We start from the raw sequence: 21,530 nt of genomic DNA on the forward strand, positions 1-21,530 counted from the left end.
GCTCCTAAACGACAACCCGCCATACCGATCTCAGGTGATTCCATCTGATCGCATACCGCTCTTGAGCAGGGCTCCGGCAATGAAAAACCCCGCCGCGGCGTTCCGGGCGGGGTTCTTCAAAGCCCTATCCGGCGGATCAGACGTCCGGCGGCGTGTCCACATCCTCGATGGTCAGCTTGAAGTCGACGCCGCCGACATTGACCGTGTGTTCGCCGGCACCGTATTCCTGATCGCCGACCTTCACCGTGTCTTCGCCGTCCTTCAGGATCTTCAGCTCGTCCCGGTCATCGGTCATCTCGATCAGGTCGTCGACCGACAGGGACATGTCGACCGGCCCATCGACCCCGGTCACATCCAGGATTTCGACATTCTTCACGGCATTGGCCAGGGCATCACCGGACAGAGAACTCAGCGATCCGTTGCCGCCGGTCAGTTTCAGCGTGTCCATGCCGCTGCCACCGTTAACGCCGGCCCGCAGACTTTCCAGCGCTGCCGCGCCATCCAGGTCATTGGCTTCATAAGCATCGGAAATTGCCTGATCGACGGTCCCGAAACCGCTGCCCTGTTCGGCGTTGCCCGCAGCTTGGAGATCGGCGATGTCGTATTGCAACTCGTCATCGCCCGCACCGCCGATCAACAGATCGTTGTCGCCATTGGCGATCAACACGTCGTCGCCGTCACCGCCCGCCAGAAGGTTGGCGTCTTCATTGCCAATCAGCGTGTCATCGCCCCGGCCACCGAGCGCGTTTTCGGTGCCGCGCCAGACGGAACCGGACAGATCGACCGTCAGGTCGTCTTCGGTCCCGGCCGCCGCGACCGCCCAGTCGGTGCCGTCGCCCATGTCGATTTCGTCGTACCGGTCGCCCAGATCGCCGTTCTGAATGTCGCGGGCCGTCCCATCTTCGGTGACCTGCCAGCCGTCCAGCGGGTTCAGATCTTCGCCCGGCGTCAGAGCATAGGAGGCTGCCGTGCCGGTCGGATCCAGCATGATGTAGCTGTCCGAGAACAAATTGACCCAATCGTCGGCCAGGTTCGACAGAATGTCGCTCCAGCTCTGGCCGCTGCCCAGGCCGGAAGTGACTTCGTCAATAATGCTGGAAATGCTGGTGATATCGCCGGATTCCGCTTCGATCGCGGCATCCCCATAAGTGATGCTCTTCAGCAGCACGTTGGAACTCGACGACACCGCCTTGACCTGAATGTCGACCGCTTCACCCAGCGGCAGCGTCATTTCTCCGATTTCGATCGTCTGCCATTCGGCGCCGTAGCCGGTCGCTCTCACTGTTGTCGTGAAGGTGCCCATGGACTCGCCATTGACGATCACTTCGAACTGGCCAGTGCCTGTATAGCCGTTCTTGCCGACAACGACAGCCAGGGTTTCGGTTACGGTATTCGGCACATCGGTAATGCCGGTGACGGTCGCCCCGCTTGCGCTCGCCTCGCTGAGGAAAGCGACATTGTCACCGTCGCCGGTATCGGCCAATTCCGGGGCGTCCGGCATGGTGACGGAAACGGAAACGTCCGCGGCGTCCGAGGTATTGCCGTCATCATCCGTCACTTGAACGGAGATCGTACGCGTACCCGGTTCCGGCACTGTGTCGTTGCTGCCCAAACGCACGGCTTCCAGAGCCGTTTCGTATTCCGAAAGCGTGGCATCGCCGGAAATCGTCAGGACATAACCGTCGGCGGTCGCCGTGGCGCTGTCGATGCTGAGACCCAACCCGGACAACACGCCCTGATCGACCGTCAGTATGTCGCCGGATTGATAGCCGCCGGAGATCCGAACCGTTGCCTGCATCAATTGCGAGCCGTCGGCATCGCTGAGGCTGATCCCGCCCAGGATCTGGGCCCCGGCACTGACGGCGTCGCTGTCGACGCTCAAATCGGCCGGATCGTCGACTTCGGGGGCGAAGGTAACCTGAGTACCGTCAACGTAGATTTCGACGTCTTCAAAGTTTTTGAAGGTGATCCCCAGACTGTCGATGCTTTGCTGTGCACTGCTGTTGGCGTGCGCAGCGGCCGTTGCCGCAGCGATATCCGACATGACCGAGTTCAAGTCCGGATGATCGGCACTCAATTCGATCCGCAGCGTGTCATCGCCGTGACCACCGTCGAGCGAGAGTGCCCGATCGGTTTCGTCGGCGTCGATGGTGACGACCGTCAGATCGTCCCCATTGCCCGCGTCGACAGTCCCCGATCCGGTGCCCATAAGGATGACATCGTCGCCATGGCCGCCTTCGACATGGTCGTCACCCGAGCCTGCGTCGATGGTATCGTTGCCATTTCCGCCATAGATCGTGTCGTCGCCCGCACCGCCATCCAGGACGTCATTGTCATGGCCGCCGTCCAGAAGATCGTTGTCGTCGCCGCCATACAGCGTGTCCTGACCGTTTTCGCCGTACAGCTTGTCGTCGCCGGCTTCGCCATACAGCGTGTCGTTGCCGTGACTGCCATACATCGTGTCGTCGTATTCCGAACCGGTCGCGACATTGTCGTCACTGTCGCCGGAATAGGTGATACCGGTACCCGGATCAGGGAAGACGATGTCGAAAATGTCGATCGCGTCGCCATTCGTATCGAGGATGTTCAGCCCCTCGATATTCTTGACCTCGAGGCCAAGGCTTTCGAACACCATGGACCCCGTTGCCGCAGCACCGGAGGCAACGAAGGCCACCAGTTCCTGAAGATCGGTCACAATCCCGACATCCAGCAGATCCCATTCGGTAACGGTCAGCGTCAGCGTATCCGTGCCGGTACCGCCGTCGATGACGTCGTCGCCGTCACTGCCCCGGATCACCTGAAGAACGTCGTTGCCTGCACCGCCCAGCAGCGTGTCGGCCCCGGTCCCGGCGATCAGCGTATCGGCGCCGGACCCGCCTTCCAGCAAGTCGTTGCCGGCCCCGCCGATCAGCACGTCATTGGATCCCAGACCGGACCCGTCTTCGACGGACACGGCAATACTGGCCGTATGGGTCGCGGAATCACCGCCGCCATCGGGATCGAAATCCGTGGTCCGCGCCGTGATCTGCAAGGTGAAGTTCGCCGTGCCGGGCGGAACCAGCAGGGTGATGGAGTTCAGCATGTCCGCCGGCAGCGTCGCCGCCTCGCCGGTCACCAGAACCTCGCCCGCCTGCAGAAGCTGCACACCGGCCGGCAGGCCGTCGATGGTGACCGTCACCACCTCGGACCCGTCGATATCGTTGGAATAGGCTTCCAGGTTCAGCGACACGATGGCGCTCAGATTGCCGCCGTCGCCGATCAGGTGATCGTTGCCGTCGCCGCCGATCAGGGTATCGCCGCCGGCCCCGCCGATCAGCGTGTCGTCGCCGGAGGTCCCGGTTTCCGTCGTCGCTTCGGCCCGGCCGAGCACGACCTGCATATCGCCGACGATCAGGGTCGGATCATCCGCCTTGGCCCGCACGACCACGCCGAGCTCTTGTGACGTCGATGCCGATTCCTCGCCCTGTGCCGTGGTGACACGGATCGTCAGGTCGAAATCCGCACCGGAATCCTGGGGCGGAATGACCGCCAGGCCTTCCAATTGCTCGACGGTCAGCGTCACCGTCCCGCCCGTGAAGCTCTCGCCCGCCGAATTGGTCAGTGTCGCGCCGGCGGGCAGATTTTCGATGGAAACGGTGATCGTCTCATTCGTGTCGATATTGCCGATGGAGATATCGAGCGGGATGCTCTCGTCCTCATTGCCGCTGGCGGTCAGCGCGGTAATGGTCGGCAGATCCAGTTCCGGCGTGATCGACAGGGACAGGTTACGCTCGACCAGCGCCGTGTCCCCCGACCCGCCTTCCGTCGCGATCGCGCGGATCGTCAGCGACAGGCCGCCTGTGAAGTTCAGCGGCGACAGCAGCACCAACCCCTCAAGCGCATCGCCCGGGATCACGGCCGGATCGCCGGAATAGATCGTACCGTCGGCCGCCTTCAGGCTGAAACCGTCGCCCAACCCGTCGACTTCGACGGTGAGGCTTTCCGACCCGTCGATATCCGCCAGCGCCGCGTCGATGTTCAGAGCGATCGGAATGTCTTCGATGCCGGTGACCGGCGAAACGGACAGGGTCGGTGTATCGGCCACACCATCGACCGTCACGGTCAGGCTGGACGAGATCGACGCACTATCGTCCCCATCCGTCGAGGTCGCCGTCACGGTCAGTGTGAAGTCCTGATCCGAATTCGCCGCGGGCTGCACTTTCAGCCCGGCCAGTTGGTCGGCCGTCAGCGAAATCTCATCGCCCGTGAAGGTTTCCCCGGCATCGTTGACCAGACTGGCGCCGCTGGGCAGGCCCGTCACCGTAACGGTCAGGCTATCGCCGTCATGAGCCGCGGCAGAAATATTCAGCGGGATCGTCGAATCTTCGTCCCCGACCGCGTTCAGAACGCTCAACACCGGCGTCAGCGCCACGTCGGCAAGATTGATGCCCAGGGTTTCGGTCACGCTGTTGGTATCGCCATTCGCTTCCGTCGCCGTCGCGGTAACGGTCAGGCTCAGCGCCCCGGCGAAACCGGCCAGCGGCAGCAGGGTAAGCGCGCTCAACGCTGCGGGCGGGATCGAGACAGGATCGCCGCTGTAGTGATTCGTACCGTCCGTCAGCGCGAAGCCCTGCGGCAGACCGCCGATCTGAATGCTCAGCGTCTCTGACCCATCGGTATCGGCCAGGGCGGCGGAAATGTTCAAGGCCAGCGGCAGACCTTCGTCGCCGGACGCATTGGACAGGTCCAGCTCGGGCGCGTCGGCCACGCCGGTAACGTCGACGGACAGGCTGCCCGACTTCACCGCGCTGGTGCCGTCTTCGCTGCTGGTCGCGGTGACCGTCAGGTTCAGCGTCCCGGAGAAATTGACAGGCGGCACGACTTGCAGACCGTTCAACAAGGCCGGCGGCACATCGGCCGGATCGACATCGTTGCCTTCCGCATCGATCAGGCGCGCGCCATCCGGCAGGCCGTCGATCTGGACGCTCAGCGTCTCGCCGTCGGCGTCGGTCAACCCGGCGCTGATCGACAAGGCAATCGCCCCGTCCTCACTGCCGGTCGTCCCGGTCAGGACCAGGTCCGGGTCGTCCGCGACACCGGATATCGCGATGGTCATCGTGCCCGACGTGGTCGCGGTGCTGTCGCCATCCTGGGTCGTCGCCGTGATCGACAGCGAAACGCTGCCGGAGAAGTCTTCCGGAACGACCATTTTCAAGCCGCCGACAAGAGCACCCGGCACATTCGACGGATCGACCGGATTATTGTCCGCATCAACCAGGGTTGCGCCGTCGGGCAGACCTTCGATCGAAACCGTCAGGGTCTCGTCATCGTTCAGACTGGCCGCGATGTTCAGATCGACCACCGCGCCTTCCAGGCCAACGGTATCGCCGATTTCCAGATCCGCTTCGTCCGCAACGGCGGCGACCTCAACGGAAAGCGTGCCCGTCTTGACGGCCGTGGTGCCGTCCTCGCTGCTGGTGGCCGTCACGGTCAGCGTGATCGTGCCGGAGAAGTTCGCGGGCGGGACAAGCTGCATCCCGCTCAAGGCTTCCGGCGCGATGGCGGCCGGATCGAGCGCGTTGCCCAAGGCGTCTTGCAAGACCGCGCCTTCAGGCAGACCGCCGATGGAGACCGTCAGTTCCTCAGACCCATCGGCGTCGTTGCTGAAGGCCTCGATGGACAGGCCGATGGCATTGTCCTCGCTGCCGACGCTGCCCGAAACGATCAGTTCCGGATCGTCCGCAACGCCGGAAATCGACACATTCAAAGTGCCGGTGGAGACGGCGGTGCTGTCCCCGTCGGCGGTCGTAGCCGTGACCCCCAGCGCAACATCACCGGAGAAGCCGGCCGGCAGGATCATCTTCAGGCCGTCCAGCGCGTCACCCGGGATCGCATCGGGATTAAGGACCGTACCCACCGCGTCGACGATGGTCGCGCCTTCGGGCAGACCGCTGATAGCGATGGTCAGAGACTCGTCGTCATCGGGCAAAATTGCGCCGATATTCAGCGAAACGGCGTTGCCTTCGATATCGACGATATCATCCAGCTCGAGATCGACCGCGTCGGCGACCGCCGCCACATCGACAGTGAAGGACTGAGTGGTCGTCGCGGTCGTGCCGCCCTCCGCGCTGGTCGCAACAACGGTCAGGGTCAGTGAGCCGTTGAAATTCAGCGGCGGCGTCAGGATCAGGCCCGAAAGCGCACCAACCGGGATCGCACCCGGGTCCAGAAGCGTTCCTTCGGCGTCCGTCAGAATGGCACCGACCGGCAGCCCCTCCAACGCGACGGTGACGGTCTCGGACCCATCCGCGTCGCCTTGCGCGACGGAAATCGACAGGCCGATCTGCGAATCCTCATCGCCGGCCCCATTGCCGACCTGAACGATCGGCGCATCGGCGACACCGGAAACAGAGACCGTCAGAGAGCCGGTCGAATCCGCCGTGCTGTCGCCGTCCTGGCTGGTCGCGGTGACGGTCAGGGTGATCTCGCCGGAGAAATCCTGCGGCGGCACAAGGCTGAGCCCCGACAGCATGTCCGAAGTGATACCGACGGGGTCGACCTCGTTGCCGTCGCCGTCCAGCAGCCGCGCGCCTTCCGGCAGGCCACCGATGCTCACGGTAACGGTTTCGTCGCCATCGGTCAGTTTCGTCGAGATCGACAGCGGAATGGCACCGTCTTCCGCCCCGGCAACCGGACCGGCAATGATGTCGACGATATCGGCCACGCCGGACACGGTGACGGTAAAGTCGGCCGGTTCGGAAGTCGCGGTCGTCTCGCCTTCCGCGCTGGTGGCAACGACGCTGAGCGCCAGCGTCCCCGCGAAATTCAGCGGCGGCAACAATTTCAGGCCGGACAATGCGCTTGGCGAGATGTTTCCGGGGTTCAGTTCGTTACCAGAAGCGTCGAACAGCTTCGCCCCTTCTGGCAGACCCTGGATCGCGACGGAAACCGTCTCGGACCCATCCACATCGCCCTGAGCGACGGAAATCGACAGGCCGATCAGGCCATCCTCGTTGCCCGCGCCGTTGCCGACCTGAACGATTGGCGTATCGGCCACTCCGGACACGGAAACGGTCAACGCCCCGCTGGTCACGGCCTGGCTCTCGCCGTCTTGAGTCGTGGCGGTAACGGTCAGCGCGATCTCGCCGGAGAAGTCCTGCGGCGGGACGAGATTGATATTGCCGAGCTGATCGGCCGAAATGTTGCCGGCATCAATTTCGACGCCGTTCGCATCTACCAGTTTCGCCCCTTCCGGCAGGCCGGAAATCGATAGGGTCACGGTCTCCGTTGCGCTGGCATCGGTCAGGCTGACTTCGATGTCGAGCGGGATCGCGCCGTCCTCCAAACCGGAAGCGGGTTCGAGCACAAGCTCCACCCCATCCGCGACGCCGGAAACATTGACGGTGAAACCGGCCGGCTCGGACGTGGCGGTGGTGTCGCCTTCCGCGCTGGTGGCGACCACACTAAGCGCCATCGTTCCGGTAAAATTCAGTGGCGGCAGTAGCTTCAGACCCGACAGCGCGTCCGGAGAAATATTCCCCGGATCCAGCTCATTGCCGGCGGCGTCGAACAGTTTCGCACCCGCGGGCAGGCCCTGGATCGCGACGGAAACGGTCTCGGACCCATCCGCATCGCCCTGCGCGACGGAAATCGACAGGCCGATCAAGCCGTCCTCGTCGCCCGCACCGTTGCCGACCTGAACGATCGGCGCATCGGCCACACCGCCGACGGTCACGGTCAAGGGAGCCGGGTCGGAGGTCTGCGTGCTGTCGCCGTCCTGCGTCGTCGCCGTAACGCTCAATACGATCTCGCCGGAGAAGTCCTGCGGCGGGACCAGATGGATATCGCCGATCTGATCCGCGGAGATATTGGCGGCGTCGAGCACATTGCCGTCGCCGTCGACCAGCTTCGCCCCTTCGGGCAAGCCGGAGATCGACAGCGTCACGGTCTCGCCCGCGTCGGTCGCACTGGCGGCGATGGTCAGCGGGATCGCGCCATCTTCCAGCCCTTCGGCCGGCGCCGTCACCAGATCCGCCGTGTCCGCGACAGCGGCAACATTGACGGTAAAGCCGGTTGCGGTGGAACTGGCGGTGGTCGTGCCTTCCGAGCTGGTGGCGACGACACTCAGTGGGATCTCGCCGGAGAAATTCGCCGGCGGCACGATTTGCAGGCCGTTCAGTGCCGATTCAGGAATTTCCGACGGATCGAGCTCATTGCCCTGGGCGTCAAGAAGTACGGCGCCTTCCGGGAGGCCCTGGATTGCGACCGTAACCGTCTCGGACCCATCCGCGTCGCCTTGCGTGACGGAAATCGACAGGGAAATGGCACCGTCTTCGCTGCCGGCGGTATCGCTGACGGAAACGACCGGCGCATCAGCCACGCCATCGACCACGGCCGTGCCCGACAGTTCCGTGGCGGCCGTGTCGCCGGTCAGAATCGCTTCCGCGGAAACAGCGACGGTCAAAGAGACATCGGCATCCGAATCCGGCGCAAATTTCAGGACCATATCGGCCAGTTGCGCGTGGGTCAGGCCCAGTTCCGACAAGTCGAGGACGATTGCGGACCCACCGGCGAACTCCTGCCCGCCGACAACCAGCGTCGCCCCTTCCGGCACGCCGGAGATCGTGACATCGATATCGAGCAGCGGCGTTTCCAACGCCCCTTCCAGGGTCAAGGACACGGTCGCTTCGCCGTCTTCCACGCCGTTACCGACGGTCAGGGCGGGCGTGATCGACAGATCGGCCGCAGCGCCCTGGAACACGACATTCTCGACGCCGCTGATCTGCAGGCCGAGGGCCGGGAAATACCGGTCCGCACCGGTATCACCGGATTCGATGTGGTTCTTGAGGTCGACCAGCTCCTGAGCGAATTCAGGGTTCGTGAGCTGCGCCTCGGGAATGTTCAGGACGACGGTATCGTTGCCTTCGCCGCCGATGACGACGTCATAGGCGCGGGCAGCGGATACGGCGCTGTCGCCGAAATTCAGGATCGCATCCTCGGTGCTGGGCGGGTTCGCGTCGACCGCGCCGCCTTCCAGAGTGACGACCAGCGTATCGTCCCCCGCGCCGCCGATCAGCAGATCGTTGCTGGCGCCGCCATCGTCGCCTGTGCCGCCGACCAAGGTATCGTTTCCGTCGCCGCCCAGAAGGTCGTCGCTCGACGTCCCGCCGATCAGGGTATCGTCGCCGACACCACCGTCGATGACGAAACGTTTGTTGGCATCCGACCCGTCAATCGTATCGTTGCCGGCACCGGTATTCAGAATGACCGTGCTTTCGGCAATGTCGGTATTGGAAAGGTCCCCGATGGTGATGGAGTTGTTGCCGGAACCGAGATCGATCTGCAGCTCTTCGACATCGTCGACGTCAATGGTCGATGTGACGTCGAAATTGCCGGCGCCATAGGAACCAGCCTGAATGACGACACGACCGCCGCTCTGCCCGACGGTCCAGTCGGAGACTCCCGACGACTGCGCATTGATGTTGAAAAGATCGAACCCGGAGCTGCCGGTCACCGACACAAAGGGCGACGATGCGTCGAACGTATAGGTATAGGAACCGCTGCTGAAAGCGTCGCTGCCGATCCGATAGGTGCCGTCGGACGGCGTCGAGTTGTTCAGAAAGGACTCATTGCTTCTGATCGGCTCGACCGGGAAAAAGGGGTTGCCGATCGAGAACCCATCGTCACCCAGCTCTCCGGAGGTAAAGTCCCCGCCATCCATAACGCCGTTCAACAGGCGCAAAAAAAGCGCGCTTTGAGTAAAGCCCGCGATTGCGCCGCTGGGTCCCGCGGCTGTGTCCAGATCGTCGAGCTCTTCGGCAAGTTTTTCCAACTCTTCTGCGCCGAGATCGCTCGAGTCCGACCCGTCTTCACCGCCGCCGTCATCGTCTTCGCGAAGCTGCGGCTGATTCGGGTGGTAATCGATGGCGTCGCCATAGGTCGACGTCTGGGTATCCGGATCCATCACGAAGACATCGCCCGGCGCCGTGAAGGCGGAGGTCACGACGGTCGACTGGCCGATGGAATTCAGCAACGCCTGACCCGCACCGTTTTCCACGACAACGGCACCTTCGAACAAGGTTACTGTCGCTTCGCCCAGTTCCTGGTCGACATTGATGGCGTATTTCGTGCCGCGAATCCCGATCGTCGCAACCGGGGTGCGAACCTGCACATTTTCCGGATCGTCCTTGCCGATCTGACCGGACGCAAAGACGAAAGCGCCCTGCACGACATCGAACAATTGCGAGCCCGAGCCGGCATTGGCGTCATAGACCATCTCGTCGATCGAGATGCGCGCGCCGCCGCCCATGGACATGGTACTGTCGTCGGCAAAGATGATACCGACCGCACCATCTGCCCCGGTGACCAGAACGTCGCCCTCGTAGATGCTGTCGCCCGCGCCCAGTTGCACTTCGACACCGCCGCGAATCGCAACGACGTCCCCCTTCATGTTGTCGACGACGCCCGCGGCCTCGCCAAGCGCATCCGATGTCCCGGTCTGGGCGATCTGGGTGTCGGGGACCATCGGCCCGGCCAGCTGAGACACGAGGTCGCCATTGACCATGGCGCCGCCTTCGGTCTGCAGCGTGGGCGGCACGCCGCCGCCGGAGAAATAGTCGACCACGACCACGGTATCGCCGGTCGGCAGGGTGATCTGAAGATCCGGCCCCAGGCGGGAATATTCGCTGAGCAGCAAATCGTCGCCGCCGGGCACGACGGTTGGCCCGTCGGCATTCAGCTCAACGTAAGTTTCGCCAGCCGCTTCGGACTGCGCCTTCAAGGCCTCTAGAATATTCATCGCACGATACCTGTAGGTCGTTCGTTATACCGTGCCCCTCTCCAAGGCACGCTCGCCGACGCCGATGCGTCTCTACGATGCCCTATTCAATAGCAAATGGGGTACATCGATGCGGTGACGGCGGTCACACCGGGAAAAAAATATCACCGGCTGTCGCCTAAACCGCATTGTGCGCATCGGCTTCAACTATGCGTACCAATACAGTATCATGGTCCTGCGTCGCGTTTGGCAAGCAGACGCGACAATTAAGCCGATGAGTTTTCGAAAATACCGGCGAAATTTTACATAAATTATAAAGAATTCAATCCGCCGACGGTCTTGGACCGGCGGTCAACGGAACAGTCGGTCGCCGAATTCGGCCTGCATTCCGTCATACAGATGCGCCACGAACTCACCGTATCCGTTGTAGATCTGAGTCGGCACCACGTCGCCGCTGGTCAGAAGCTGCTCTTCGGCCTGCGACCAGCGCGGATGCGGCACATCGGGGTTCACATTGGCCCAGAACCCATACTCACTGGCCTGCAACTCTTCCCAGTAGCTGACCGGACGTTCATCCGTGAAGGTGAAGCGAACGATGGATTTGACCGACTTGAACCCGTACTTCCAGGGCAGGGCCAGGCGCAACGGTGCCCCGTTCTGCTTCGGCACCGGTTTCCCGTACAGGCCCGTCACTAGGAAAGTCAGATCATTGGTCGCCTCGGCCATGGTGACGCCTTCGGTATAGGGCCAGGGATACCAGCTTGCCGACAGGTTCGGCATGGTTTCCTCATCGGCGAGTGTCTGCATCTTCACATATTTCGCGCCACTCAGCGGTTTTGCGATATCGACCAACTGCGACATAGGGAAACCGGACCAGGGCACCGTCATCGCCCAGCGCTCGACGCAGCGGTGGCGGTAGACCCGTTCCTCCAGCTGTACCTTACGCAGCAGCGTATCGATATCCAGGGTCATCGGGGATTCGACCATACCGTCGATCACCACGTCCCAGGGCCGGATCTTCAGGGCCTGAGCGTCCTCATAGATGCGCTTGTGGCTGCCGAACTCATAGAAATTGTTGTAGGTCGTCGCGTCGGATTCCGCGGTAAGAGGCCGTTCCGGCACCTGATACAGGCTGTTCGCGGGAACGGGATAAAGATTCGCCGACGGATCGGTTTCGGCTGCCCGGGCCACCCGCCCGCCGATCCCGGTCGCCAGAGTCGTCCCGGCAAGGAATCCCGCCAATGAGAGCTGTCGCAGGATGTCGCGACGATTGCGGTAGGCGCCTTCGTCCATGGCGGCCGATTCCGGCAGTTCCCAACCCTTCTTGACCTTGATCAGCATGATGCGTCCGCTCCATTCCTTTGAACCCGCCCTGTTCCGCAAAGTCGGGCCAAAGCACGCGCCGGTCAATCCATGGTCACGCGCTCGTGACAAGGTATGAGGACAGCGCAAAGTAAAGGGCCCCGCCGCGATCGACGGGGCCCTCTGCACTTTCGCACAGCCTAGTGCGGCGGCTTACTCGGCCAGAAGACTGCGCAGCATCCACGCGGTCTTTTCATGGACCTGCAGCCGCTGCGTCAGCAGGTCGGCAGTCGGTTCGTCCTGACCGGCCTCTGCCTGTGGGAAAACGGAACGGGCGGTCCGGGCGACCGTCTCGTGACCGCGCACCAACTGGCGGATCATTTCCTCGGCGGGCGGGTCGCCCTCCTCTTCTTCGATCTGGGTCAGCTTGGCGAAGGCGCCGTAAGTTCCGGGGGCCTTCTCGCCCAGCGCGCGAATGCGTTCTGCGATCTCGTCAACAGCCGTGGCCAGTTCGACATATTGCGACTCGAACATGGTGTGCAGCGAATTGAACATCGGACCCTTGACGTTCCAGTGGAAGTTATGGGTTTTCAGATACAGCGTGTAGCTGTCCGCCAGAACGCGGGACAGGCCCGCAGCGATCGCTTTCCGGTCGTTTTCCGGGATACCGATGTCGATTTCCAAAGCCATTCTTCAGCTCCTGATCTTGCATTGGGATTGCGCGAACCGCGGCGCAATTTCTTTAGCTCGACCCTCCATATGGTGGTTCGGTCAGGTGCTTCAATGGTTTTTTAGAATAATTCTAAAATAGTGCTTGCAGCCCTAGGCGCGGCCGGATTCCATGGACAAGAGTTTCGGGTCGAACCCCAGGATTCCGACGGCCCGATCCCACTTGTCGTCCAGTTCGGCATCGAAGAGCAGGTCTGCATCCGCCGGGACGGTCAGCCAGGCATTCTCTTGAATCTCGCCATCCAACTGCCCGGGTCCCCACCCGGCATAACCGAGCGCCAGCAGACTGTCGCGCGGCCCGGTACCGCCGGCGATGTCCCGCAGAATGTCGACCGTCGCCGTCAGGCCGATCCCATTGTCCATGACGACCGTGCCTTCGCGCATGTATTCCGTCGAATGCAAGACGAAGCCGCGGCCGGATTCCACCGGTCCGCCGAAATGAACGCGGATCTCGTCACCGCCCCGAGGCCGTCCGATGTTCAACTGTTCCAGCAATTCGTCGAAGGTCAGGGAATCGACAAGGCGGTTTACCACGAGGCCCATGGCCCCTTCGGCGTTATGAACGCAAAGATAGATGACCGTCCGCTGAAATCGCGGATCGGTCATGCTGGGCATGGCGACCAGAAACTGCCCGGTCAGGTATCCCGAATGATTTTGGCTCGATTCCGTCATGCCGGTCACTGTGCCTGTCTCAGCCTGCTCAGTCTAACAACAAGATAGGGCCGGTTGCCAGATGCGGCCATTGGGGCCGACCGCACAAGCAACGGCGAAGCGTCGAAGCGCCGCACGATTATGTGAGTTTCTGCAACGGCTTGGAAGTCCTATATAGAGGCCATTCCAATGGAGGATCAAAGAGACGATGCGACATACCGTCCTGCGACTCATTCAGGCCGCGCTGCTTCTGATCGCGGCGTCCGGTCCGGCAACGGCGGCCACGGGCGAATGGGTCGCGGCGGACCACGCGGCTTTGCGTCTCGTTTCCGCGGTGACGGCAACTGGGGACCGGGAAACCCTGCCATTGGGCCTCGAATTCCGCCTGGATCCAGGCTGGAAGATTTACTGGCGCACCCCGGGTGACGCGGGACTGCCGCCGATTCCAGATTGGTCGGCATCGGACAATGTTGCGGACGTCGCGCTGCAATGGCCCGTCCCGAAACGGTTTGAAATCTTCGATATCGGCACCTTGGGATATGAGGAAGCGGTCCTTTTTCCGATGACCGTTCGCCCGGCCCGCATCGGCGATCCGGTCCGGATGCGCGGTACGGTCGATTTCCTGATCTGTGAGGAAATCTGCATTCCCGGGCGGGCAGAGATCGCCCTGGATCTGCCGGCAGGGCCGGCTGCCCTGTCGCCGGACGCGCATCTGATCGACCAGTCGCGGGCCACCGTGCCCGTAACCGACCCGCAGGGAACAGGCCTGCGGCTCCAGGATGCCACAATCATTCAAACCGGCTCGGCCATACAGGTTGCCCTGTCGGTCCAAAGCGCGACCGGTTTCGGGGATGGGCTGGATGCCTTCGTCGAGGGTCCCGGCGGGGCCTATTTCGACCGGCCGGATGTCGCTATGCGCGGGTCGGACCAAGCCGTTCTGACCGTGACTGCCCCAGCCCATCTGGATGTCGCTGCGCTGACCGCCGAGGGGCTGACCGTGACCTTGGTGGATGATCAGACCGCTTTCGAAACACACATTATACCCGGCCAGAAAACAGGAACGCCCTTTTGGACGATTCTGGGGCTGGCCTTGCTGGGCGGCTTGATCCTGAACCTCATGCCCTGCGTTCTGCCCGTCCTGTCGCTCAAACTGATGTCCGTCCTCGGCAAGTCGGGCAAGGGCCTCCGCGAGGTCCGGCTGGGTTTCCTGGCCGCCAGCGCCGGAATCCTCGCATCGTTCATGGTTCTTGCCGCCCTGGCCATCGGCGTCAAACAGGCCGGGCTGAGTGTGGGTTGGGGCATTCAGTTTCAGCAGCCGGTCTTCCTGGCATTGATGATCGCGCTCTTGACGCTGTTCGCCTGCAACATGGCCGGCCTTTTCGATTTCAGGCTCCCCGGCACGATAGGCGACCGTGCAGCGACCGCCGGCAATGGCCGCGACGGCTTGTTGCGCGATTTTCTGACCGGCGCTTTCGCAACCCTGTTGGCCACGCCGTGCAGCGCGCCGTTCCTGGGCACCGCCGTCGGCTTCGCGCTAAGCGGCGGCACCGTGGATATCCTGTCCGTCTTCGCGGCCCTGGCGGTCGGTCTGGCAGCCCCGTATCTGGCGATCGCCCTGTTTCCGGCGGTCATCCGCTTCCTGCCGCGCCCCGGCCCTTGGATGGGCTACTTGCGGATAATCCTCATCCTCGCCCTTGTCGGCACCGCTGTGTGGCTCGCCACCGTTCTGGCCGCGACGGTCGGGCTGGAGAATGCCGTGGCGGTCGGCGCGCTCGTGGCACTGGCAGCCGCCGCCCTCGCCACACGCAAGATCGATGGATCGCGCCTCGGCCGTTTCGCCTGGCCGCTTTCGGCCCTGTTGGCCATCGCCGCCGTGGCGGCGCCGCTGACCTTCAACGAATCGGCACGTCCTTCCATCGCCGCCGCGGCTTCCGATGCTTCCGGAATTGTTTGGCGGCCTTTCGACGAGGCGGCCATTCCCGGCCTTATCCATGAGGGCAAGACCGTCTTCATCGATGTGACGGCGGACTGGTGCGTCACCTGTCAATGGAACAAGAAAGCGGTCGTGGAATCGGCCGAAATCGCGGGCTGGCTTACCGGGCCCAATGTCGTGGCGATGAAGGCGGACTGGACCAAACCCGATGCCGCCATCGCGGACTATTTGGCCCGGCACGGCCGGTACGGCATTCCCTTCAATATCGTCTATGGCCCCGAGGCACCGGCAGGCGTGGCCCTGCCGGAGCTTCTGACGGCGGCGGCGGTCCGGCAGGCGGCGCGGACGGCCGACCCGGAAACCGAATTTGCGGCAGCCGAATGATCGCCACCGAATGAATGTTGGCGCCTCGGTTGACCAGTGGCGTCGGAATTGTCACTGGACTTGCTTTCGGATTAGCCTAAATCCGCACCATGGGTGAAGGGGGTAGCCTCCTTGCACCGTCCAACGCATGTCACACGGGATGGAGACAGATCATGAGCATCAAAGAAGGCGACAAGGTTCCGGCGATCGGCCTGAAGCAGATGGGCGAAAACGGGCCGGAAGATGTCGACCCGGCAGATTACTTCTCGGGCAAGAAAGTCGTCCTGTTCTCCGTGCCCGGCGCGTTCACGCCGACCTGTTCGGCCAAGCATCTGCCCGGTTTCGTCAATCAATCCGAAGCGCTGCGCGCCAAGGGCGTCGACAGTATCGCTTGCCTGGCCGTGAATGACGCCTTCGTCATGGGCGCCTGGGGCAAGGATCAGCAGGCCGACGGCAAGGTCGACATGCTGGCCGACGGCTCGGCCGCCTTCACCTCTGCCATGGGTCTGGAACTCGACCTCGTCGCGGCCGGGCTGGGCGTGCGCGGCAAGCGTTTCGCGATGATCGTCGACGACGGCACCGTGACCCATCTCGCCGTCGAAGAGCCGGGCGCGTTCGAAGTATCCTCCGCCGAAGCGATTCTGGCGAAGCTGTAAGTTCCGGTACGGTGCGCGGCGTCCGGCGGTCCACGCCGACGCCGCCCACCGGCATTGAATTTATCGGTCCGAGGCCGGATAGTCGGTTGGCGCCTCGGAGGACGTATCGTTGAAAGCCGAAACAGGTTCGACCGTTCTGACCCCGGAGATGATCGAGGATCCGTCGTTGATTCCGGTCGAAAGCCCGGTAATTCGAGATGCTCTTGCGTATTGGCGCGATCGCCGCCCCGGGCCGGGCCTATTGCCCGGACGGCAGCATATCGATCCGACCGACATTCCGCGCCTGCTACAATCCATCTGGCTGCTGGACGTCGTGCGCGACGATCCCGACTATCCGACGATGCGCTTCCGGTGCCGCATTTTCGGCGGGCATTTCCTCGATTCCTGGGGGCCGCGCATGCAGGGAAAGCTCCTGGATACGGTGTCAAACTTCACCGGCTCCGATGGCGAGGCGGACCTGATCGCCGTCTGCGAAACCGGCGTGCCGCGCCATTACAACGGCGCTCCATCGGTTGATCCCTTTACGATGGTCGCCAGTGTCGAGGCACTGATGCTGCCCCTTGCCAGGGATGGCCGGACAATCGACATGATGATGAACTTCAGTCAGTGCCGCCATTCCGACAGCGCCGAACCCTCGCTGTTCAACCACTAGCGACCAGGGCCCGCAACTCCTCCAGCGCGATGGTCAGGCGCTCCGGATCGATCGGGTTCTCGGGATAGGCGACATAGGTTGCCCGGCGGAAGACCGGCGCCTTGTCGACCTGAAAAACCTCGCCGTTCTCGATGTTGGGCCGGACGGCGCTGGCCAGAAGATAGGCGGAAGCACCGCGCTCAATCACGAAATTCAGAGCCAGGGCCGGGTGGTCCACTTGCAGTTTCGGGGTCAGGGCGTCCGGGAAGGCGATCGCATGCTGCTGGCGGAAATCGTCGCCCCAATCGACGAAGATGTAATCTTCGACCCAAGAGCCCTTGTAGGTCCGGTCCCGCGCGCCGGACACCATGATCAAATCCTCCTCCATCAGCATTTCGACCGTCAGGTTCGAGCGCTGCTGCGGCACAAAAAGCACCGCGAGATCCAGAAAACCGTCGCAGACATGGCGTGTCAGCGTCGGCGAGAAATCGACCGCCGCCCGCACGCCGAGACGCGGCGCCCGCGCCTGAATCCGGTCGATCCAGGCATAGCCGATGCGATCCCATAGCGTGGCATGGATGCCGATCCCCAGAACCGAGGACAGTTCTTCGGGCAAAGCTATTTCATGACGCGCCTGCTCCCAGGCCCGCACCGCCGTCTGGGCATAGCGGTGAAAATGCTGCCCCGCGCCTGTCAGTTCCGCACCCGACCGACGGCGGTGAAACAAGGTCCGGTCCAGTCGGTCCTCCAGCACCTTGATTCGCGCCGAGATCGTCGACTGAGTCACATTCAGACGCTCCGACGCCAGTTGGAAACTGCCGGTCGCGGCGACCTCCAGAAAGGCACGCATGTGATCGATGTTCATTGCCCACCCGCATAATCGAAATTTTCGATCTCTGAGACTTAAAAATATCGCTTCTCCAATTCAACAGAATTTCGGAGACTCTTTTCGCGATAATACGCTTCTCATCGAAAGGGTGCGGGCATGCAGGGGGTCTTTCACGCGGACAAGTATCCGATCGATGCGCCGGGCACGGCGGCCCATGACCGGTTGGTCAATTCCTGCCGGGAGGCACTGGCCGAAGACGGATGCTGCACCCTGTCGCGCTTTTTGACCCCGGCGGCGATCGCCCGAATTGCCACAGAAGCCGATAGGCTGGCGCCGCAGGCCTTTCGGCGGCGGACCCACCACAATCCATATTTTTCCGAACCCCGTCCGGAACTCGGGCCGTCTCATCCGGTCAACCGGGTTCAGGAACGCACGAACGGATTTGTCTGCGCCGATCTGATCGATCCCGGATCGGACCTTTGGCAACTCTATGACAGTCCGCATCTGACTGCGTTCCTATCCGCCGCGTTCGGGATCGACCCGCTCTACAAATACGCAGACCCTTTGGCCTGCATGCCGTTCAACACGATGCGGCCGGGAGACGCCTTTCCCTGGCATTTCGATACCAATGAATTCACCGTCACTTTCATGATTCAGCCGTCGCACTCGGGCGGAATTTTTGAATATGTCCCGGGGATCCGCGACCCGCAGGACGAACATTATGACGACGTCGCCGCGGTCATGGCCGGCGACCGGTCCCGGGTGCGCCAATTGGAGTTAAACGCCGGGGACATGCAGTTGTTCCTAGGCCGCTATACCCTGCACCGGGTCACCCGGGTCGACGGCAGCCTGCCCCGCCATGTCGCCATTCCTTCCTGGGCCCGCGTACCGGGAATGGTGGGCAATCCCCACCGTACGGAACAGATCTACGGTCGGGTTCTGCCGGTCCATTTGGAGATGGGACGCCAGCGGGGCGATTCGCTGGTCGACTGATCCCGGACCAATAGGTCCCCCTTTCTGAACCCGTCCAACTGACCTACATTCCGCAGGATCAAAGGTCGGAAATCGGCTCTACGACCGGTCCCACCCGTCGCACAAACCGGAGGAAGTCCCATGTCCGCCGCGAAGCCCTTCAACGACGTACTGTCGATGATTGGGAACACGCCTATGATCCGTGTCAGCAATGTCGATACGGGCCCTTGCGAGCTGTTCCTCAAATTGGAGAGCCAGAATCCCGGAGGGTCGATCAAGGACCGGATCGGTCTGTCGATGATCGAGGCCGCCGAACGCGAAGGAAAAATTAAGCCGGGCGGAACGATCATCGAGGCGACCGCCGGCAATACCGGACTGGGCCTCGCCCTGGTCGCCGCGCAGAAGGGCTATCGCATGGTCCTGGTCATCCCCGACAAGATGAGCCAGGACAAGATCTTCCATCTGAAGGCCTTGGGGGCGGAGGTCATCATGACCCGGTCCGACGTCGGCAAGGGCCATCCCGAATACTATCAGGACATGGCGGAGCGGATTCACAACGAAACGCCGAATTCGATCTGGATCAATCAATTCGCCAACCCGGCAAACCCGCTGGCCCACGAGACGACGACCGGTCCCGAGATCTGGGAGCAGATGGACCACAATGTCGATGCCGTGGTCTGCGGGGTCGGTTCCGGCGGTACGATTACCGGCCTGGGCCGCTATTTCCGTAAAGTGCAGCCGAACCTGCGCATGGTGCTGGCCGACCCCGACGGATCGGTTGTCGGTGATACGGTCAAGACCGGGGAAGTCCCGACGGAGGTCGGTTCCTGGCTGGTCGAGGGGATCGGCGAGGATTTCATCCCGCCGAATTGCGACATCTCCCTGATTGCGGACGCCGTCTACGTGTCCGACAAGGAGGCTTTCGCCGCCGCGCGCGACCTTGTCGTCCAGGAAGGCATCCTCGGCGGCAGTTCGACCGGCACCCTGCTGGCCGGGGCCATCAAATGGTGCCGGGCCCAGACTGAAAAGAAACGCGTCGTCACCTTTGTTTGCGATACCGGGAACAAGTATCTGGCCAAGGTCTACAACGATGCCTGGATGCTGGACAACGGTCTGCTGGATGTAGAGGAGCACGGCGATCTGCGCGACCTCGTCACCCGGCGTGCGGACAAGGGACAGGTCGTCACCGTAAAGCCCAACGAGACCCTCGCGACGGCCTATGGCCGGATGCGGATGTTCGACGTCTCGCAATTGCCGGTCATGGACGGCAAGGGCCATATCGTCGGCCTGATCGATGAAAGCGACCTGATGCTGGCGGTCTGCGAGAACGAGAAGGCTTTCGGCGATCCGACAGGCGACCATATGGTGGCGAAGCTTGAAACGATCTCGCCCAAATCGCCGATCGAGGCGCTTCTGCCGCTGTTCCGGGCGGAAAAGGTCGCCATCGTCAAGGATTCCGACACATTCTATGGCCTGATCACGCGGGTCGATTTCATCAACTACATGCGCAAACGCGGGAAGTAACCCAATCATGACGATCAAGAAAAACCGCCAGGGCCTCTCCACGCGGGGCATTCATGCCGGTCAGAGCCCGGACCCGACGACCGGCGCGATCATGACGCCGATCTATGCGACGTCGACCTATGTCCAGGACAGCCCCGGCGTTCACAAGGGCTATGAATATTCCCGCAGCCAGAACCCGACGCGCATGGCCTTCGAGGCCTGCGTCGCGGATCTGGAAAACGGCGCACGCGGCTATGCTTTCGCCAGCGGCCTTGCGGCCATGGGCACGATCCTGGAACTGCTGGACAGTGGCGACCATGTGGTCGCGATGGACGATCTCTATGGCGGCAGCTACCGGATCATGGAGAATGTCCGCAAGCGTTCGGCGGGATTGGATTTCAGCTTCGTCGACCTGACCGATCCGGCCAACCTGGAAGCCGCGATCCGGCCGGAAACCAAGATGGTCTGGGTCGAAAGCCCGACCAACCCGACCCTGCGCCTCGTCGACCTGGACGCCATTGCGCGGATTGCGAAGAAGCACGGGCTTCTGACCGTTTGTGACAACACTTTCGCATCCCCAATTGTGCAGCAGCCGCTGGATCATGGTTTCGATATCGTCGTGCATTCGGCCACGAAATATCTGAACGGGCATTCGGACATTGTCGGCGGCGTGGCCGTGCTGCGCGAAGACGGCGAACTGGCCGACCGCATGGCCTATCTGCATAACGCGGTCGGCAGCATCCTGGGCCCGTTCGACAGTTTCCTGGCCTTGCGCGGCCTGAAGACTCTGGCCGTCCGGATGCGCCAGCACTGTGCCGGCGCGATGCGGATCGCGGAGTATCTGGAAGCCCATGACAAGGTCGAACGGGTGATCTATCCCGGTCTCGAGAGCCACCCGCAGCATGACCTGGCGGCGCGGCAGATGGTCGGCGGCTATGGCGGCATCGTCACCGCGATCCTAAAGGGCGGCATTGACGAGAGCCGCCGCTTCCTGGAGCACACCGACTTGTTCGCCCTGGCTGAATCCCTTGGCGGGGTGGAGAGCCTGATCGAGCATCCGGCCATCATGACCCACGCATCGATCCCGGCTGAGATTCGCGCTGAACTGGGGATTTCGGATTCCCTGGTGCGTCTGTCCGTGGGGATTGAGGATATCGACGACCTGCTGGCCGATCTGGATTCCGCATTGGCGGCGGTTTGACCGG

At 62.5% G+C, this 21,530-nt stretch carries 11 protein-coding genes; 6 read left to right on the plus strand and 5 right to left on the minus strand.

Going from position 1 to position 21,530, the window contains the following annotated elements; genetic code table 11:
* Positions 1 to 136: 136 nt before the first annotated feature.
* The 4 genes from ACO06O_RS20220 to ACO06O_RS20235 form a co-directional block, all read right to left on the minus strand.
* Positions 137 to 10,777: a FecR domain-containing protein gene (locus ACO06O_RS20220; protein WP_421884079.1), complete on the minus strand. Its 10,641-nt coding sequence runs from the start codon at positions 10,775 to 10,777 to the stop codon at positions 137 to 139.
* A gap of 330 nt (positions 10,778 to 11,107) precedes the next feature.
* The gene (msrP, locus tag ACO06O_RS20225; protein ID WP_421884082.1) at positions 11,108 to 12,097 is read right to left on the minus strand and encodes a protein-methionine-sulfoxide reductase catalytic subunit MsrP; all 990 of its coding nucleotides are present in this window, start codon (positions 12,095 to 12,097) and stop codon (positions 11,108 to 11,110) included.
* A gap of 174 nt (positions 12,098 to 12,271) precedes the next feature.
* Complete coding sequence (locus tag ACO06O_RS20230; protein ID WP_421884179.1) at positions 12,272 to 12,742, minus strand: Dps family protein; 471 nt, start codon at positions 12,740 to 12,742, stop codon at positions 12,272 to 12,274.
* Positions 12,743 to 12,880: 138 nt separating this feature from the next.
* Positions 12,881 to 13,459 (minus strand): YqgE/AlgH family protein, encoded by a 579-nt coding sequence (locus tag ACO06O_RS20235; protein WP_421884084.1) that lies wholly within the window; start codon positions 13,457 to 13,459, stop codon positions 12,881 to 12,883.
* 187 nt (positions 13,460 to 13,646) lie between these two features.
* On the opposite strand from ACO06O_RS20235, the gene ACO06O_RS20240 reads away from it, so the two are divergent.
* The 3 genes from ACO06O_RS20240 to ACO06O_RS20250 all read left to right on the plus strand — a co-directional run bounded on the left by ACO06O_RS20240 (position 13,647) and on the right by ACO06O_RS20250 (position 17,042).
* Positions 13,647 to 15,755, plus strand: a complete 2,109-nt coding sequence (locus ACO06O_RS20240; RefSeq protein WP_421884088.1) for a protein-disulfide reductase DsbD family protein — start codon at positions 13,647 to 13,649, stop codon at positions 15,753 to 15,755.
* A gap of 152 nt (positions 15,756 to 15,907) precedes the next feature.
* Entirely contained in the window at positions 15,908 to 16,390 is a 483-nt protein-coding gene (locus tag ACO06O_RS20245) for a peroxiredoxin (protein ID WP_421884092.1), read from the plus strand.
* 109 nt (positions 16,391 to 16,499) lie between these two features.
* Complete coding sequence (locus ACO06O_RS20250) at positions 16,500 to 17,042, plus strand: PAS domain-containing protein (protein WP_421884095.1); 543 nt, start codon at positions 16,500 to 16,502, stop codon at positions 17,040 to 17,042.
* Here ACO06O_RS20250 and ACO06O_RS20255 read toward each other — a convergent pair.
* On the minus strand, positions 17,032 to 17,886 hold the full coding sequence (locus ACO06O_RS20255; protein ID WP_421884097.1) for a LysR family transcriptional regulator: 855 nt from the start codon (positions 17,884 to 17,886) through the stop codon (positions 17,032 to 17,034). The genes ACO06O_RS20250 and ACO06O_RS20255 overlap by 11 nt on opposite strands.
* Positions 17,887 to 18,006: 120 nt before the next feature.
* Here ACO06O_RS20255 and ACO06O_RS20260 point away from each other — a divergent pair, with 120 nt between their 5' ends.
* The 3 genes from ACO06O_RS20260 to ACO06O_RS20270 all read left to right on the plus strand — a co-directional run bounded on the left by ACO06O_RS20260 (position 18,007) and on the right by ACO06O_RS20270 (position 21,526).
* Positions 18,007 to 18,843: a HalD/BesD family halogenase gene (locus tag ACO06O_RS20260; protein WP_421884101.1), complete on the plus strand. Its 837-nt coding sequence runs from the start codon at positions 18,007 to 18,009 to the stop codon at positions 18,841 to 18,843.
* A 120-nt stretch (positions 18,844 to 18,963) separates the two neighbouring features.
* Positions 18,964 to 20,346: a pyridoxal-phosphate dependent enzyme gene (locus tag ACO06O_RS20265; RefSeq protein ID WP_421884104.1), complete on the plus strand. Its 1,383-nt coding sequence runs from the start codon at positions 18,964 to 18,966 to the stop codon at positions 20,344 to 20,346.
* 7 nt (positions 20,347 to 20,353) lie between these two features.
* Positions 20,354 to 21,526 (plus strand): trans-sulfuration enzyme family protein, encoded by a 1,173-nt coding sequence (locus ACO06O_RS20270; RefSeq protein WP_421884107.1) that lies wholly within the window; start codon positions 20,354 to 20,356, stop codon positions 21,524 to 21,526.
* Positions 21,527 to 21,530: the final 4 nt, after the last annotated feature.

The organism is Pacificispira sp. (assembly GCF_965228185.1).
Lineage (GTDB): Bacteria > Pseudomonadota > Alphaproteobacteria > UBA8366 > Aestuariispiraceae > Pacificispira.

Excerpts from the sequence above, each read along its gene's own strand:
- ACO06O_RS20235 (WP_421884084.1), bottom strand. The coding sequence starts at position 13,459 with ATGACGGAATCGAGCCAAAATCATTCGGGATACCTGACCGGGCAGTTT.
- ACO06O_RS20260 (WP_421884101.1), top strand. The coding sequence starts at position 18,007 with ATGCAGGGGGTCTTTCACGCGGACAAGTATCCGATCGATGCGCCGGGC.
- ACO06O_RS20240 (WP_421884088.1), top strand. The coding sequence starts at position 13,647 with ATGCGACATACCGTCCTGCGACTCATTCAGGCCGCGCTGCTTCTGATC.
- msrP (WP_421884082.1), bottom strand. The coding sequence starts at position 12,097 with ATGCTGATCAAGGTCAAGAAGGGTTGGGAACTGCCGGAATCGGCCGCC.
- ACO06O_RS20245 (WP_421884092.1), top strand. The coding sequence starts at position 15,908 with ATGAGCATCAAAGAAGGCGACAAGGTTCCGGCGATCGGCCTGAAGCAG.
- ACO06O_RS20220 (WP_421884079.1), bottom strand. The coding sequence starts at position 10,777 with ATGAATATTCTAGAGGCCTTGAAGGCGCAGTCCGAAGCGGCTGGCGAA.
- ACO06O_RS20265 (WP_421884104.1), top strand. The coding sequence starts at position 18,964 with ATGTCCGCCGCGAAGCCCTTCAACGACGTACTGTCGATGATTGGGAAC.
- ACO06O_RS20270 (WP_421884107.1), top strand. The coding sequence starts at position 20,354 with ATGACGATCAAGAAAAACCGCCAGGGCCTCTCCACGCGGGGCATTCAT.
- ACO06O_RS20255 (WP_421884097.1), bottom strand. The coding sequence starts at position 17,886 with ATGAACATCGATCACATGCGTGCCTTTCTGGAGGTCGCCGCGACCGGC.